This window comes from Bifidobacterium sp. ESL1133 (genome assembly GCF_058107325.1).
This window is the reverse complement of sequence record NZ_JBYLUI010000004.1, coordinates 207,285-221,917: the sequence shown is the minus strand read 5'-3', so window position 1 is coordinate 221,917 and position 14,633 is coordinate 207,285. Positions and strand designations below refer to the sequence as shown.

14 protein-coding genes and 1 tRNA gene are annotated in these 14,633 nt (G+C 58.2%); 2 read left to right on the top strand and 13 right to left on the bottom strand.

Annotation, left to right across the window (positions count from 1 at the left end; genetic code table 11):
• The 10 genes from rplC to AC3B5A_RS05650 all read right to left on the bottom strand — a co-directional run bounded on the left by rplC (nucleotide 1) and on the right by AC3B5A_RS05650 (nucleotide 8,614).
• Entirely contained in the window at nucleotides 1–654 is a 654-nt protein-coding gene (gene rplC / locus AC3B5A_RS05695) for a 50S ribosomal protein L3 (RefSeq protein WP_489799519.1), read from the bottom strand.
• Between the two features lie 14 nt (nucleotides 655–668).
• Nucleotides 669–977 carry a 30S ribosomal protein S10 gene (rpsJ, locus tag AC3B5A_RS05690; RefSeq protein WP_006295278.1) on the bottom strand — a complete coding sequence of 103 codons (309 nt, stop codon included), beginning with the start codon at nucleotides 975–977 and terminating at the stop codon, nucleotides 669–671.
• Nucleotides 978–1,189: 212 nt separating this feature from the next.
• Nucleotides 1,190–3,904, bottom strand: coding sequence for a bifunctional acetaldehyde-CoA/alcohol dehydrogenase (gene adhE, locus AC3B5A_RS05685; RefSeq protein WP_489799517.1), 2,715 nt, complete (start codon nucleotides 3,902–3,904; stop codon nucleotides 1,190–1,192).
• Between the two features lie 130 nt (nucleotides 3,905–4,034).
• Nucleotides 4,035–4,421 (bottom strand): VOC family protein, encoded by a 387-nt coding sequence (locus tag AC3B5A_RS05680; RefSeq protein WP_489799597.1) that lies wholly within the window; start codon nucleotides 4,419–4,421, stop codon nucleotides 4,035–4,037.
• 45 nt (nucleotides 4,422–4,466) lie between these two features.
• Complete coding sequence (locus AC3B5A_RS05675; protein WP_489799515.1) at nucleotides 4,467–5,471, bottom strand: zinc-dependent alcohol dehydrogenase family protein; 1,005 nt, start codon at nucleotides 5,469–5,471, stop codon at nucleotides 4,467–4,469.
• 278 nt (nucleotides 5,472–5,749) lie between these two features.
• Entirely contained in the window at nucleotides 5,750–6,241 is a 492-nt protein-coding gene (gene rpsI, locus AC3B5A_RS05670; protein WP_489799514.1) for a 30S ribosomal protein S9, read from the bottom strand.
• A 21-nt stretch (nucleotides 6,242–6,262) separates the two neighbouring features.
• On the bottom strand, nucleotides 6,263–6,712 hold the full coding sequence (gene rplM, locus AC3B5A_RS05665; protein WP_489799512.1) for a 50S ribosomal protein L13: 450 nt from the start codon (nucleotides 6,710–6,712) through the stop codon (nucleotides 6,263–6,265).
• Nucleotides 6,713–6,905: 193 nt separating this feature from the next.
• Complete coding sequence (locus AC3B5A_RS05660) at nucleotides 6,906–7,679, bottom strand: AbrB family transcriptional regulator (protein ID WP_489799510.1); 774 nt, start codon at nucleotides 7,677–7,679, stop codon at nucleotides 6,906–6,908.
• Nucleotides 7,680–7,708: 29 nt separating this feature from the next.
• Nucleotides 7,709–8,347, bottom strand: a complete 639-nt coding sequence (locus tag AC3B5A_RS05655) for a YigZ family protein (protein ID WP_489799508.1) — start codon at nucleotides 8,345–8,347, stop codon at nucleotides 7,709–7,711.
• 180 nt (nucleotides 8,348–8,527) lie between these two features.
• A tRNA-Ser gene (locus AC3B5A_RS05650) sits at nucleotides 8,528–8,614 on the bottom strand.
• A gap of 337 nt (nucleotides 8,615–8,951) precedes the next feature.
• On the opposite strand from AC3B5A_RS05650, the gene AC3B5A_RS05645 reads away from it, so the two are divergent.
• Together AC3B5A_RS05645 and dinB are read left to right on the top strand one after the other, a co-directional pair.
• On the top strand, nucleotides 8,952–10,250 hold the full coding sequence (locus AC3B5A_RS05645) for an ATP-binding protein (protein ID WP_489799595.1): 1,299 nt from the start codon (nucleotides 8,952–8,954) through the stop codon (nucleotides 10,248–10,250).
• Between the two features lie 4 nt (nucleotides 10,251–10,254).
• Nucleotides 10,255–11,577: a DNA polymerase IV gene (gene dinB / locus AC3B5A_RS05640; protein ID WP_489799507.1), complete on the top strand. Its 1,323-nt coding sequence runs from the start codon at nucleotides 10,255–10,257 to the stop codon at nucleotides 11,575–11,577.
• Nucleotides 11,578–11,599: 22 nt separating this feature from the next.
• Here dinB and dapC read toward each other — a convergent pair whose 3' ends face one another.
• The 3 genes from dapC to AC3B5A_RS05625 are packed head-to-tail and all read right to left on the bottom strand — an operon-like array spanning nucleotide 11,600 to nucleotide 14,631.
• Nucleotides 11,600–12,733, bottom strand: coding sequence for a succinyldiaminopimelate transaminase (gene dapC, locus AC3B5A_RS05635; RefSeq protein WP_489799505.1), 1,134 nt, complete (start codon nucleotides 12,731–12,733; stop codon nucleotides 11,600–11,602).
• A 2-nt stretch (nucleotides 12,734–12,735) separates the two neighbouring features.
• Nucleotides 12,736–13,059: a ferredoxin gene (gene fdxA, locus AC3B5A_RS05630; RefSeq protein ID WP_489799503.1), complete on the bottom strand. Its 324-nt coding sequence runs from the start codon at nucleotides 13,057–13,059 to the stop codon at nucleotides 12,736–12,738.
• A gap of 60 nt (nucleotides 13,060–13,119) precedes the next feature.
• Nucleotides 13,120–14,631: an APC family permease gene (locus tag AC3B5A_RS05625; RefSeq protein ID WP_489799501.1), complete on the bottom strand. Its 1,512-nt coding sequence runs from the start codon at nucleotides 14,629–14,631 to the stop codon at nucleotides 13,120–13,122.
• Between the last annotated feature and the right edge of the window lie 2 nt (nucleotides 14,632–14,633).

Here is a 14,633-nt window from a genome sequence, read left to right as displayed (position 1 = left end):
TCAGGCTCCCTTCACAGCCGAACGGAGCAGGACGATGCCACCCTTGGGCCCTGGAAGGGCACCCTTGATGGCAATGACGCCGCTCTCGAGATCGGTCGAGACGATGGTCAGGTTCTGCACTGTGGACGTATCGTGTCCCATGCGGCCTGCCATGCGCTTGCCCTTGAGAATGCGGCTCGGAGTCGCGCATGCACCGACAGAGCCGGGGCGGCGTTCGTTCTTGTGCGAGCCGTGGGTACGGCGATAGGACTTGAAGCCCCAGCGCTTGATGGTACCGGCGAAGCCCTTGCCCTTGGTCGTGCCAGTGACATCGACCTCGGAACCGTCTTCGAAGAGGTCAGCACTCAGCTCTTGGCCGGGCTGGAACTCTTCGGCGTTCTCCGTGCGCACCTCAACGAGGTGACGACGCGGGGTAACGCCAGCCTTCGCGAAGTGACCTGCCAGAGGCTTGGTCACCTTCGTGGGGTCAATCTGGCCGTAGCCGAGCTGCACGGCGGCATAACCGTCGGTAGCCTCGGTCTTGATGCCAGTGACCACGTTTGTGGACACATCAACAAGCGTGACGGGAACGAAGAATCCCTTCTCGTCCCAGACCTGCGACATACCGAGCTTGCGGCCCAGCAGAGCAGAGCGATTCGCTTTCTGCTTCGACATTGATTCTCCCCTCCTTACAGCTTGATCTCGATGTTGACGTCCGCGGGCAGATCGATGTGCATCAGCGAATCCACGGCCTTGGGGGTCGGGTCGACGATGTCAATGAGGCGCTTATGAGTGCGCATCTCGAAATGCTCTCGGGAATCCTTGTATTTATGAGGAGAACGGATGACAACATACACGTTCTTCTCGGTAGGCAGAGGAACCGGGCCCACTACAGTGGCGCCCGCGTTCGTGACCGTCTCGACGATTTTCTTCGCCGACTGGTCAATGACCTCATGGTCATAGGACTTAAGCCTGATGCGGATTTTTTGTCCCGCCATTGCCGTCCGCCCTTTCTAGCGATTCGTTTACATTACCAACCTGCTTCAAGGACACCGGCGCGTACAGCCCCCGAGCAACGCTCGTGGCTGATTTACATCAGTGTGCAGCAAGCGCCTGCCTTCTGACGAAGACAGGCGCCACTACACTCGCTCTTATGATTAACAATTTGCGAGCCTTTTACAGGCAACTGTTCTATTAAACCATTTGGGGGCTACTTGATTACTCCGGGTGTGTCGCTTTTTGAGCCATTACGCTGCACGCGCAGAGCATGTCCCTTTTCCTTGGAAACACCGTAGTAAGCGGCGATGGCGATGTCCTTCATATCCTCGATCATCGGCACACGCGGATTAGCCGGAGCGCACTGATCTTCGTAGGCTCGCATGCCGATCTGATCGAGAACACTCCAGTAGTAATCCTCATCGACACCGGCCTGCTGGAAGCTGGAATCCATACCCAATGTATCGTCTCGGAACGTCTCGATGGCACTCGCCAGCTGTTCGACACCCTCCTCTGCGCTCCCCTTGACCTCGAGACCGATCTCGGAGGCGAACTCGCAGTAGCGCTCCGGCGCAATGTAATGGTCATACTTCGGCCAGCTGGTGGGCTCCGAGGGCACCGAACCGTTGTAACGCACGACCAATGGCAGAAGAATGGCGTTGGTCTTGCCGTGTGCTACATGGCACAGCGCACCAATGGTGTGCGCCATGCCGTGGCACATACCCAAGAAGGCAGAGCCGAACGCCATGCCTGCCATAGTGCCGGCGTTGTGCATCTTCTCCTGGGCACGCGTTTTAGCCAAGCCAGGTTCGGCATTGACCGAAACGGGAAGATTGTCCCAAATCAGTTTGCCGGCATGCAACGCCATACCATCGGTGAAATCGTTCGCATAGACGGATACATAGGATTCCAAGCAGTGCGTCAGCGCGTCGAAGCCTGCGTTGCACGCCAATTCCTTGGGCTGGGTACGAGCCAGTTCAGGATCCACGATTGCCACGGACGGCGTAAGCGCATAATCGGTAATGGGGTACTTGTACCCGGTCTCGTGGTCGCTGATCACCGCGAATGGCGTAACCTCGGAACCCGTGCCTGAGGATGTGGGAATACACACCAGTTTGGCCTTGGCCCCCAGCGGCGGAATGCGGAACGCTCGCTTGCGGATATCGAAGAACTTCTCGCGCACATCGTCGAACGAAATCTCCGGGTGTTCGTACAGCAGCCACATGATCTTGGCCGCATCCATGGGAGAACCACCACCCACCGCGATGATGGTGTCTGGCTGGAACTCCTCACGCATCATGCGCGCCCCGCGCTCAACGGTGTCCACACTCGGCTCGGGCTCGACATAGTCGATGGTACGGAATGTGACGGGGTTGGGACGCGCACGCAGCTGATCGATGACCTTGTCGACGATGCCAAGCTGCTCCATGACTTTGTCGCACACGATGACAACGCGCTGAATGTTGTACATATCGCGCAGGTAGCGAACCGCATTGGGCTCGAAATACGTCTTGGCGGGCACCTTGAACCATTGCATGTTGTTGTTCCTTCGCGCAATACGCTTGACGTTGATAAGGTTGACTGCCTGGACGTTGCCGGAGACCGAATTGCCACCGTATGAGCCACAACCCAAGGTGAGCGAAGGAGCAATGGAATTATAGATGTCTCCCACACCGCCCAGTGAGGACGGCTGATTCCAGACGATACGGCACGCATGCATGCGCAGACCATAGCGACGGGTGAGATCCTGGTCGTTGGTGTGAATCACGGCCGTGTGCCCGGCACCAAACTTGAGCATCTGCTCGCACATGTCGAATCCCTGCTCACTGTCTTTACAACGCAGCATGGCCTGGACTGGGCACAGCTTCTCCAAGGTAAGTGGCTCACGCTCCCCCACTTCACCGCACTCAGCCACGATGATGGTGGCATCGTCAGGAATGGAGAAGCCGGACTGCTGAGCGATGTACTGGGGGGATTTGCCCGGAACGACCGAGTTGAGCTTTGGCTCTCCGCCGGACTTGGCGGTGCAGCCGAACATATACTGCTCGAGCTTCGCCTTCTCGTCGGCATTAACAAAGTAAGCCTTGCGGCGCTGCAGCTCGCTCTTGAGCTGATCGTAGACGTCGATGTGCGCGATGATGGCCTGCTCGGTGGCACAAATCATGCCGTAATCAAAATGCTTGGAAAGCACAAGGTCATTGGCCACACGACTGATATCCACACCGCGGTCGACATATGCAGGAGCGTTGCCTGCGCCCACACCCAGAGCAGGCTTGCCAGAGGAGTAAGCAGCGGTTACCATGCCGGGGCCGCCGGTGGCCAAGATGGTGGCCACGCCGGGATGTTTCATCAACGCACCGGTGGCGGCGATGGAGGGATGCTCAATCCATTGGATGCAGTCTTTGGGAGCGCCGGCCGCCACTGCGGCGTCGCGCACGATGCGTGCAGCTTCCACGGAACAGTTCTGAGCTCCCGGATGGAAGCCGAACACGATAGGGCAACGTGTCTTGAGCGCGATAAGTGACTTGAAGATAGCGGTGGAAGTAGGGTTGGTTACCGGGGTGACGCCGGCGACCACACCTACAGGCTCGGCCACCTCGTCGATGCCCAGTACGTCGTCTTCCTTGATGACGCCGACTGTTTTCTGCCCGGCAAGATAATGGGTGACATGCTCACAGGCAAAAAGGTTCTTGGTGGCTTTGTCTTCCACCAGGCCACGGCCTGTTTCATCGACCGCCATCTGCGCCAATACCAAGTGTTTGTTCAGCGCGGCGACCGAAGCCTTGGCCACTATGCGGTCTACTTGTTGTTGATTGAGCAGCTCGAACTCATCCAGCGCATGCAGTGCACGCGCGACCAGAGCGTCTACTTCTTCGTTTGCTTGTTCTTCGACTGATTTGGCTGGTGCGGCTGGTGCCTTGCTTGCCATCGGCGCTCCTTCTCCTGTTTCTACTGGCAGAAAGCCAGTATGTGACGCACGACACAATATAGTGCACTGCACCAACAAATGTGTCGTGAGTCACATTTCTACATAACGTAGCAGAAGAAACGCCGCTGCATCAGACGATCTGACAGAACTCGATGGTCTCCCGATTAGGCCCGTACACGTTGAAATAGCGGATGCCATTGTCCCAGAACGTGGGAATGCTCTGAATCTCCTGATCCTTGAGTTCGAGCCCCAATTCCTTGGCATGATGGAACGCCGCCTCGATGTCCGGAGTGTCAAGTGCCCAGTGGTTGATGGCACCGTCTTTCATGGCCACCGGATCGCCCTCCCAGGTCTCGATGGTCAGATGACCGTAGCGCAAGAAGGCGCATCGATTCTCGCCGTTGGGAAATATCTTGACCAGTTCAAAACCAAGCTTATCGGTATAGAACTCGATGGTCTCATCCAAATCCCTGGCAGGCATGCCAGAGTGCTGGAAGTCAGTGGTGAACGCTGTCATCGGTTGCATGTTGATTCCTTCCCTCTGCCGTACCGGCAAAGCTCGCTACTTTGCCACCTTGACGACGGCCTTAGACACGCCGGTAATCTTGCCGTCCAGGAAGTCCTGCACCTGCTCAAGCTCCAGTTCATGGCTGATCAGGGGATCGACGTCCACCTTACCGCTGTCCAACAGGGCAATGGCATCATTGAAGGTGAGCGGGTTGATGAACGAGCCCTTGATGGTCAGCTGCTTCTTATAAATGTCATACGTGTTCATCTCGAAGTGCGCCTCCTGCGGCCCAACACCAAACATGAGCACCTGAGCACCCTTCTTGGTGGCCAGCACTGCGGAATGCTGGGTCTCCGGACGGCCTACGGCCTCAATGACAACGTCATACTCACCTTCGGGCACTGCGACCTTGGTGGTGTTGAAGGTACGCTTAACACCGAACTTCTCACGGTTCAAATCGAGCTTCTCGTCAAACAGGCCGGCCATGTCCACTTGGTGCACACCGTACGCCTGCAGAATCTGCGCGAACAGCTGCCCCATGAATCCGTCGCCGATGACCAGCGCCTTCTGGTAGGGGTGCAGCTCAAGCAAATCAACGCCGTGCACAGCGCAGGAGATCGGCTCGATAGCAGCAGCAGACTTGAACGACACCGAATCAGGAAGCTTGTAGACCACCGTGGACGGCGCAGTGAACTGCTCGGCCAAGCCGCCGTTGCGGGTGACACCTACGGCACTCAGCGCGTCACACAATTCAGGACGACCAGTGAGACAGAACTCGCACTGACCGCAGTAGATGTTGGGATCCACTGCCACGCGGTCTCCCGGCTTGACGTTGGTGACAGCCTCCCCGACTGCCTCTACGGTACCGGAATTCTCGTGCCCAAGCACGATGGGAGGAACAGCGGAGGCAGAGCCGGGACGTCCAGCATAGAGGTCATGATCCGTGCCGCACACGCCTGCATAAGCCGTGTTGATGAGTACTTCGTCCGCATCGATCTGAGGGGTGGGCAGATCCTGAATCTCGAACTGCTTGACACCAGTAAGTACGAGAGCTTTCATGGCCGTTTTTCCTTTCGTAACATGTGAGTGAGCACATCCTAGTGCACAATTCTTATGCAACACCCGCACCATGACATTGAAAACGTTTTACGTCAACAATGATGCAATCCTTTACCATGCTGTATCTCTTCTGCGGCGTGGCATCTCGACGACATCCGCACCGTCTCCCCGTCTTGCTCATCCGCCGTTGCGCACCACACCGAGACACACATGCCTCAATACGACGATGGCCCCGAGGAAAACCCGGGGCCATCGCACACAACAGTAAACGCAGAGCGTCAGCGCTTCGAGAACTGAGGCGCGCGGCGTGCCTTGTGCAGACCGGCCTTCTTGCGTTCCACGACGCGGGCGTCGCGAGTCAGGAAGCCTGCCTTCTTCAAGGTGGCGCGGTTCGCATCGCGGTCAATCTCGTTGAGCGCGCGGGCCACACCCAGGCGGATGGCTCCAGCCTGGCCGGTGGTGCCGCCACCCTCGACGATGACGTTGATATCGAACTTGTTCTCAAGCTTGAGCAGAACGATCGGCGAGTTGACCTCACGCTGCTGCAGGCGGGAGGGGAAGAACTCCTCGAGCTTGCGGCCGTTGATCGTCCAGTTACCCGAACCCGGGGTCAGGCGCACGCGGGCGACAGCTTCCTTACGACGGCCGGTGCCGTAGCCAGGAGCAATCTGCGAGGTGCCAGTGCCGACGCCGGCGTTGGTCTCGGTAGTGTAGGAAGTCAGTTCCTCTTCGGTCTCTTGAACCGCGGAGTTTTCGGTGTTTTCAGCCATGATGTGTTATCTCCTCTCGGTTCACTTGGCCTGCTGGGAGATATTCTCAATCTCCACGGGCTGAGGCTTCTGGGGGGTGTGCGGGTGTTCCGCACCAGCGAAGACATGCAGACGCTTCATCTGAACGGCAGCCAGACGGTTCTTCGGCAGCATGCCCTTGACCGCAGCAGTAATGATGCGGGTGGGGTTGGTCTCCAGCAGCTTGGCGTAGGAGTCCTCGCGCAGTCCGCCGGGGCGGCCCGAGTGCGAGTAGAGCACCTTGTCCATCTTCTTGCCAGTCAGAGCAATCTTCTCAGCATTGATGACGATGACGTGCGCACCCAAATCAGCGTTCGGGGCGAACGTCGGCTTGTTCTTGCCGCGCAGCAGCGTGGCAGCCTTGGTCGCTACCTTACCGAGCACCACGTCAGCGGCGTCGATAATGTACCAGTCGTGAGTCAGATCAGCTGGCTTCGGTGTGAAAGTTTTCACGAGTGTACCTTTTCTTTTATATTGTGTTCCGGGCCAAACCACACGCCTGAAAGACAGCGAGAGTTTGTGCCTCATTATCCGTGGGCTCCCTGAAAGTCCTCGAGTGCGAGTGGGAAAGCGCTTTGAAGGACCCCGTAGGGAAACACAACACCTCTCCATTGTATAGGAACCCCTGACTTAACAGAAGCTTGTTTCACCCTCGCGATTCGAGCGCACGATTGGCGGCCGCCGCCACCTCCGCGGAGCTGTCCGAAGACAGCCGGCGCAACGTTTGTTCAGACGTGTTCGGGTTGAGAGCTACAGCCCGCCGCACCATGGTTGAGAGAACCTGGGGGGCTCCCTGTTCACTCTCCACACCCAGGCAAGCCAGAAAATCGAGTGTCTGCTCGTCTACTTCGGTGTCCTGTGCGCCTTCCAGACGCATTTTCCACGAAGTCTGAGGGTTGCGTAACGCGGTCTGCCGCACAGAAATGTCAGGATCTTTGGTCAGCCGACCGACCAGCCAGTTCTTGTCGTCCTTATTGGCAGCCACAGCCATACGCACCTGCACCGAACTGTCTTCGGAAAGTTTGACCAGAATATTCGGGAACGGCATGGTCTCACCCAAGAAGATGCGATCTTCCAGCGGGGTGTGGGCGTTGCCCGCCACGGCCTCAAGCAATGCCGTGGCACGAGAGAAAGCCGACTGCTCGGAGCGCGGAGGAAGCGGACGACGCGCAAACTCACTCAGCTCCTGAGCATCAGTGGAATGTCGCAGACGCTCGTAGCTGTCGGTCAGCGCTTCGGTCACGGCAGCCGGAGCATCATCAGCGCTCCCGACCGGCGCTTCAGCCGAGGTTTGCTCTTCTGCACCACCGCTAGCAGCCGCGCTCTGGGGCACAGATGCGGGCATGGCTGCCTCAGGCGTCTGCACATCACCTTGCGTTCCACTCTGGCCGTCGCTGGTTTCGGTTTCCTCATCAGTCATGCTTCCAGCATAGCCCGCCGGCGACCCGGCTAAGCGAGTCCCGTGAACTCTATCCTCGCTTGGGCACTGAAGGCCTCGCGCACCTGCAGCTCGAAACGTTCGGCCGCGCTCGCAGGCACTGCCACGCTCATCCTCACCCGATCGGTAAAGTCTCGACTCAGGCACTCCCCCGACAGATCGGCCACAATCTGCTCGAACTTGCCAATCCACGCATAAGCAAGAGTGACACGGTAGATTTTCTTAGGCACGATGCGCACAACAGTCGCCTGTTTGACCGCCATCGAAGCGGCGGTGGAATATGCGCGGATGAGACCGCCGGAACCAAGCAGAACACCGCCGAAATAGCGAGTGACTGCAACCACGCAATCCGTGAGTTGGTTGGCGCGCAGCACATCCAGAATGGGTTTGCCCGCAGTGCCCGAGGGCTCACCATCATCACTCATCCGTTCTTTGGAGGCGCCGGCTGTGGCACCGACAATGGCGGCATAGCAGGTATGTCGGGCTTTGGGGTGGGATTGGCGAATCTGCTCCACAAAGACGAGCGCCTCGTCCAGCGTGTTGACGTGGCAAGCGTCCCCGATAAATTCGGATTTGCGCTCCACGAAGGAATCGTGCGCTGGAGTTTCGGGCGTGTCGGTGATCGTAGAGAACAGGGAGGAGTCACTCATGCACACTCCCGCACCGGCACGATGGCACCATGGCAGGGAGCAGTGAGACGCTTGAGGCCCGCGCTAGACAGACGCGAACCACACTGGGAAACATGCCCATCGTCATACCGATTCCTCCACCGATCGAGCGATACAAGAAGACCCGAAACCATTGACATTTCAACGTTTCGGGTCTGTTCGCGGAGCCGGAGGGATTCGAACCCTCGAACCGCTTGCGCAGTTAACACCTTAGCAGGGTGCCCCTATCGGCCGCTCAGGCACGGCTCCGTGTTGCATAAGCAACGTCTTGTACTTTAGCAGTCCTCCGCGACGGAACACACCGGTGCGCGCGGGAACGTTGCCATGCACACATGCCGCAGCCCGCGAGCGCACACCTTGCCGACCAAGTGCCGCTGAACCCAATGCACGTGCATCCAGCCACCGAGAACGAGGCATCCATTGGATCCCAAGCGTGCATCCACGCCCACAGACACAGCACACAGTGGACGTTGTTTGAGAAAAGTACAGAGCAAACACAGAGGAAAAATGTAATTTTTGTACATCGGATGCGCAAATTTTTGTACATCCGATGTACAAAAATTACAATTCTGGTATCCTCATGACTATGAGCTCATACATCACACGCGCTTTGTCCACACCATTGCAGGACAGCAAACGCAAAGTCGTTATTCTTGAAGGCGCTCGCGCGGTCGGCAAGACCATGATGGTGCGCCATCAGCTTGTCCCCCTGGGCTACTCGTACACGACATTGGCCGACCCCAGCGTTTTCGCCGCAGCTCAGGCCGACCTGCGCGGTTGGCTCGAAAGTCTGACACTCCCCGTTGCCATCGACGAAGCACAGCGCATCGCAGACCTTCCCATGGCCGTTAAGGAGATCGTCGACGCACTACCTTCGGGACGTACCTATTTTTTACTTACCGGCAGCGCCATCATCAATCGCACTGGCTTGGATGGGCAGGATCCTCTCGCACGGCGCGCGCAGCACTACACCATGAGCCCGCTTACCGGTCGCGAAATCCATGGTGCCACCGAGAGCATCGTAGATGACTTATGGAACGACGAGCCAAACACCGGATATGAGAGCACTCTTCGTAACGATGATCTGTACACGCTCATCGCAGCCGGAGGCTTTCCCGAATATTCAACGCAATACGAAGAGCTTGCGGATTGGGAACGCGAGAACTTGGTAAACGACGATATACGCGGCGCCCTAGGAAACACCATTCTCCCGGATGAAAAACTTGACATTTCCATCGCTGCAAACGTGTTGGATAAAATGCTCTGCACTCCCGGCGGCATCCTCAATACGAGCATGCTCGGCCGCGAGCTGGCACTCGACCGGCGAACGGTGGAACGTTATATCAGCATTTTCATGCGCCGCTTCCTGGTGTATGCACTACCCAACGTGCGAACCACGCCAAACCGGCAGACTTTTGCCAGAGCCAAGATACACCCGGTTGACACGTCGTTCAGCATCCAGACCTTGCTATCCAAAGGCAAGAACGCACACGAAGACCCGACCGCGTTCGGAGCAGTACTCGAATCGTTCGTAGTCAACCAGATTGTACCTGCCACGCAATGGTCCGCGGTACACCCTGACTGTTTCTACTGGCGCACTCCGGGCAGCAACGCTAAAGAAGTCGATTTGATACTTACCCGGCGAGGCCGCACACTCGGCATTGAAGTCAAGGCCTCATCGCACGTTGAGCGGCGGGATTTCAAAGGTCTCGCAGCACTGGCACAAACCCCGGGGTTCCACCGCGGATACCTGATATATACCGGTTCCCAGATCCTCAAATGGCCGGGCAACCTGTGGGCGCTGCCGGTAAGCGCACTGTGGGAACTTGATGCTTTCAAACACAGCCCTGTCCGCCCACAGCAATCCAGCGGAGCCGTAGAATAGGAGCATGAGTACAGCACCACGACTTGAGGCCGCAAAACGCGACTGGGGACACGATGAGACGGGGTGCAATGTGCTGCATATCGACATGGACGCCTTCTATGCCTCTCTGGAGACGGTACGCCACCCAGAACTGCGAGGCCGCCCGGTAATCATCGGCTTCGTAGGACCGCGCAGCGTGGTGTCCGCAGCGAACTACGAGGCTCGCAAATACGGGGTGAACTCGGCCATGCCCATGGCTCGAGCCAGGCAGTTGTGCCCGGAAGGCGCCTATGTTCCCGTGGACATGAAGTACTACCACGAGATGTCACAGCGCATATTCAAAGAGGTGTTCGAACAGGTAACCGACCAAATCGAACAGGTGAGCGTGGATGAGGGGTACATGGATGTCTCCGGCGCATTGCTGCGCTGGGGCAGCCCCACCGCCATCGGCAAGTGGATACGAGCCGAGGTGTTTCACCGGTTCGGCATCACCTGTTCAGTGGGCATCGCCGCCAACAAGCTCGTGGCCAAGATGGCTTCCACCAATGCCAAACCCGACGGTATGCTGCTCATTCCTGCCAGCGAACACGCACACTTCGTACAGATGATGCCCCTGCGAGGCATACCCGGCATCGGCCCGGCTCTCGAACGGCGCCTGACCGCATGGGGCATCAATTCCGTGGAAGAGCTGGCCGACACCGACGAGGAAGCACTCGTTCGGGCCACACGCTCGAAGGTAACTGCGCACAACCTCTACCTGGCCGCACGAGGACAGGATGAACGGCCGATCGTGACACACGCGGTGGAAAAGTCAATAGGCGCCGAAATCACCTTCGAGAGAGACACCCGTGATATGGCGCAAGTCGCGCGTCTGCTGCACCACTGCTGCAATGAGGTCTCGGCGGAACTGCGAGGCAAGGGACTTGTGGCGAGAACCGTGACCGTTAAGTTGCGCTACGCCAACCTGAGCTATTCCACCAAAGCCCACACGCTGGAACGCCCGGTTGACACCACCGAGGAGATGTACCCGGAATCAATGCACCTGCTCAAAGCCATGCTGGACATGCCCCAGGAATCCGTTATGAGCACTCCACTGACTCGCGAAGTGCGTCTGGCCGGGGTGAGCGCGAGTTCGTTTACCAAGAAAAGCGAGACGCCGGTGCAAATTACCATCGACGATCTCATCGAAGAAGCAGATCAGCCGAGCACGCGCGACGTGAGGTCGGAACGCACGCGCAAGGCCGAAGCCGCACTTGACGCCGTGCATCAACGGTATGGCAAAACTGTGGCAAGTCTGGGATTGGAAGATAATACGTGGCAGGAGGACAGCGCCGTGCGAGGGCGATAGCCCGACTCAGACAGCAGGAACTTCAGCGCACCAGCCGTTGCACAGCCACGTCGATGTCTTCGTCTGTGGCCGTGGCCGAGAAGCGCAGGTGCGAGGCATCCCCATAGAATTCGCCGGGACTCGGCACCACGCCAAGAGTCGCCAACCGTTCCATGTCCTCCCAGCAGTCGCGACCCAAAGCCCTCACCCAAACATACAGGCCACCTTGCGGCATGCGGGCATCATAACCGTACTGTTGCAGCGCAGTCACCAGTTTGCGCAGCCGGCCGGCATAGCGCAGCTGCTGCATGGACACCGCATCCTCATCCTGCAAAGCCGCCACCATTGCGGCCTGCACCGGACCGGGCACAATCTGCCCGATTTGCTTACGGTAGACGGTCATATCGTCAACGATGCTGCGATCGCCCGCAATGCAGGCGGTACGATACCCAGCCATGTTCGACTGTTTGCTCAACGAGTAGAGGCACAATACCCCCTGTGACGAGCGACCGCACACATCCGAACTGAGCACGCATGGTGCATTGCCGGCACGGCTGCCATCTTCACTCCACACAAGCTGCGCATAGCATTCGTCACTGAGCACCACCGCACCGATAGAACGCGCAGCGGCCACAATATCCCGCAGTTGCCCGGCGGACAGCACCTCACCCGTAGGATTATTGGGGGAATTGACCCATATGGCTTTGACACGAGGCACAGAGAGCCAGGAGTCAACATCGGCCACATCAGCCACGGTCATTACTTTGGCACCGGCCAACTGGGTGCCGATGGCGTACGTGGGATAGGACACCTGCGGTTGCACCACCACGTCCCCCGGATTCAAATGCAGCAGGGACGCCATAAGCGCCACCGCTTCCTTCGATCCGACCGTGGGCACCACCGAAGCACCGATCGCCTGCAGATCCACACCGCGAGCCTGAACAAACCAGTGAACCAACTCATCCTGCAATGCCGTCGACCCTGCGGTCAGCGGGTATCCATGCGCATCCGCAGCGTCGGCACCGGAGGCGAGCGCCTGCTGCACCGAAGCGGGCACCGGATCCACCGGAGATCCGACGGACAGGTCGATCATGCCGCCCGCCACTGCTCTCGCCCGGTCTTTGAACCCGGCGACGCGACTCCAGTCGTAAGGCGAGGAGAAACGGTGGAAGCCCATGCTTACTCCTGGTTTTGCGGTGGCAGAGCCGCCACCTGGGACGGATCTTTACCAGAGGGGCCTGCGCCCTGAGCTCCGCCCAGATCACCGAGATCGTTGAAGTACTCGACTGCGGCATCCGCATACCATGCCCATTCCTCGGGCACGTCATCTTCATAGAAGATGGCCTCGGTGGGACACACCGGCTCGCAGGCACCGCAGTCCACACACTCGTTGGGGTTGATGTAGAGCGAACGGTCGCCTTCATAGATGCAGTCGACCGGGCATTCGTCCACGCATGCCTTGTCTTTCACGTCGACACACGGCTGGGCAATTACATATGCCATTTTTCACCCTCCAGGTTTCAAGTCTTCCCCAAGAGTACGCGGTTCAGCAGACCTCTGCCGTCAGACCTCGTCGGCGTGCAAAGACACCTCGTCAAGGTCGCCTCGCCCAAGCCGGGAATGTCTGTAGGAGTACCCGAAGTACACCACAAAACCGACAGCCAACCAAACCAGGAACCGAATCCAGGTAAGTACCGTGAGGTTGAGCATAAGCCACAGGCAGGCTAGGGCAATGAGTATCGGCACGACCGGGTTGCCCGGGATCTTGAAGGAACGTTTGAGGTCGGGGCGCTTCTTGCGCATGATCGGAACGGATATGGCCACCAACGTGAACGCGGAAAGCGTACCGATGTTGACCATGTCGGACAGGATGCCGACGTCGAAGCAGGAAGCGACAAAAGCGACGATGATACTCACGCCAATCTGCAAACGTGCGGGCGTGCCGTGCTTGCCGACCTTGGAGAGGCCTTCGGGAAGAAGGTTGTCGCGGCTCATGGCGAAGATGACGCGAGTGAGGCCCAGCAGCATCACCATGACCACGGTGGTCAGACCGATGATGATGGCGAATGAGATGATCTTGGCCGCCCACGTGGCACCCACCATTTCGAAACCTGTGGACAGCGAGGGGCTCTTGACCTTGGCCATGTCTTTGTAGGAGACCATACCTGTGGTGACGATGGCCACCAGGATGTACATGACGATCACGATGGCCATGCCGATACCGATGCCCAGCGGCACGTTGCGGCTGGGATTCTTGGTCTCTTCGGAGGCGCTGGCTACGGTGTCAAAGCCGATGAACGCAAAGAAGACGAGAGCGGCTCCCGAGATAATGCCGGAAACACCGTAAATGGTGGGCTGCTGTCCGGTCATCCATTGGAAGAGCGGCTGCATCATCGTACTGCCCGAAGCGGCACCTAGAACCGAGTCCGCGGGCTGCGATGGCGGAATGAAGGGCGAATAGTTCGACGCTTTGATGTAGAAGAAACCAACGATGACGACGAACGCCACAATGCCGATTTTGAGCACGGTGAATGCACCGTCCACGCGTGCCGAAATCTTTGTGCCAAGCACGAGCAGCACCGTGAAGAACGCCACCACGATGATGGGAGCGAAATCGAAGGTAAAGGAGCCGAAGTGCAGTTCGGTACTGAAGTTCAACCCCATCAGGTGCATGAAGTCATTGAGATACACACTCCAATATTTGGCGATGACCGAGGAGGCCATGAGCGTCTCCAGGATGAGGTCCCAGCCCACAATCCACGCCATGAACTCGCCCATAGTGGTGTAAGTAAACGTGTACGCTGAGCCGGCCGCCGGAATCATGGAGGCGAATTCGGCATAGCACATCACCGCCGCCGCACACACCACACCGGCAATGATGAAGCTGAGAATGGCAGCAGGTCCTGCGTGGAAGGCCGAAGCCTGCGCTCCGACCGAGAAAATACCGGCGCCCACGGCGACGGCAACACCCATGACAGCCAGATCCCAAGGCCCCAACGTACGTTTGAGCTTTCTGTCGCCACTTGTGGTCTCCGCGAGCGTCTGCTCCACAGATTTCGTTCTAAACAACTCCATGT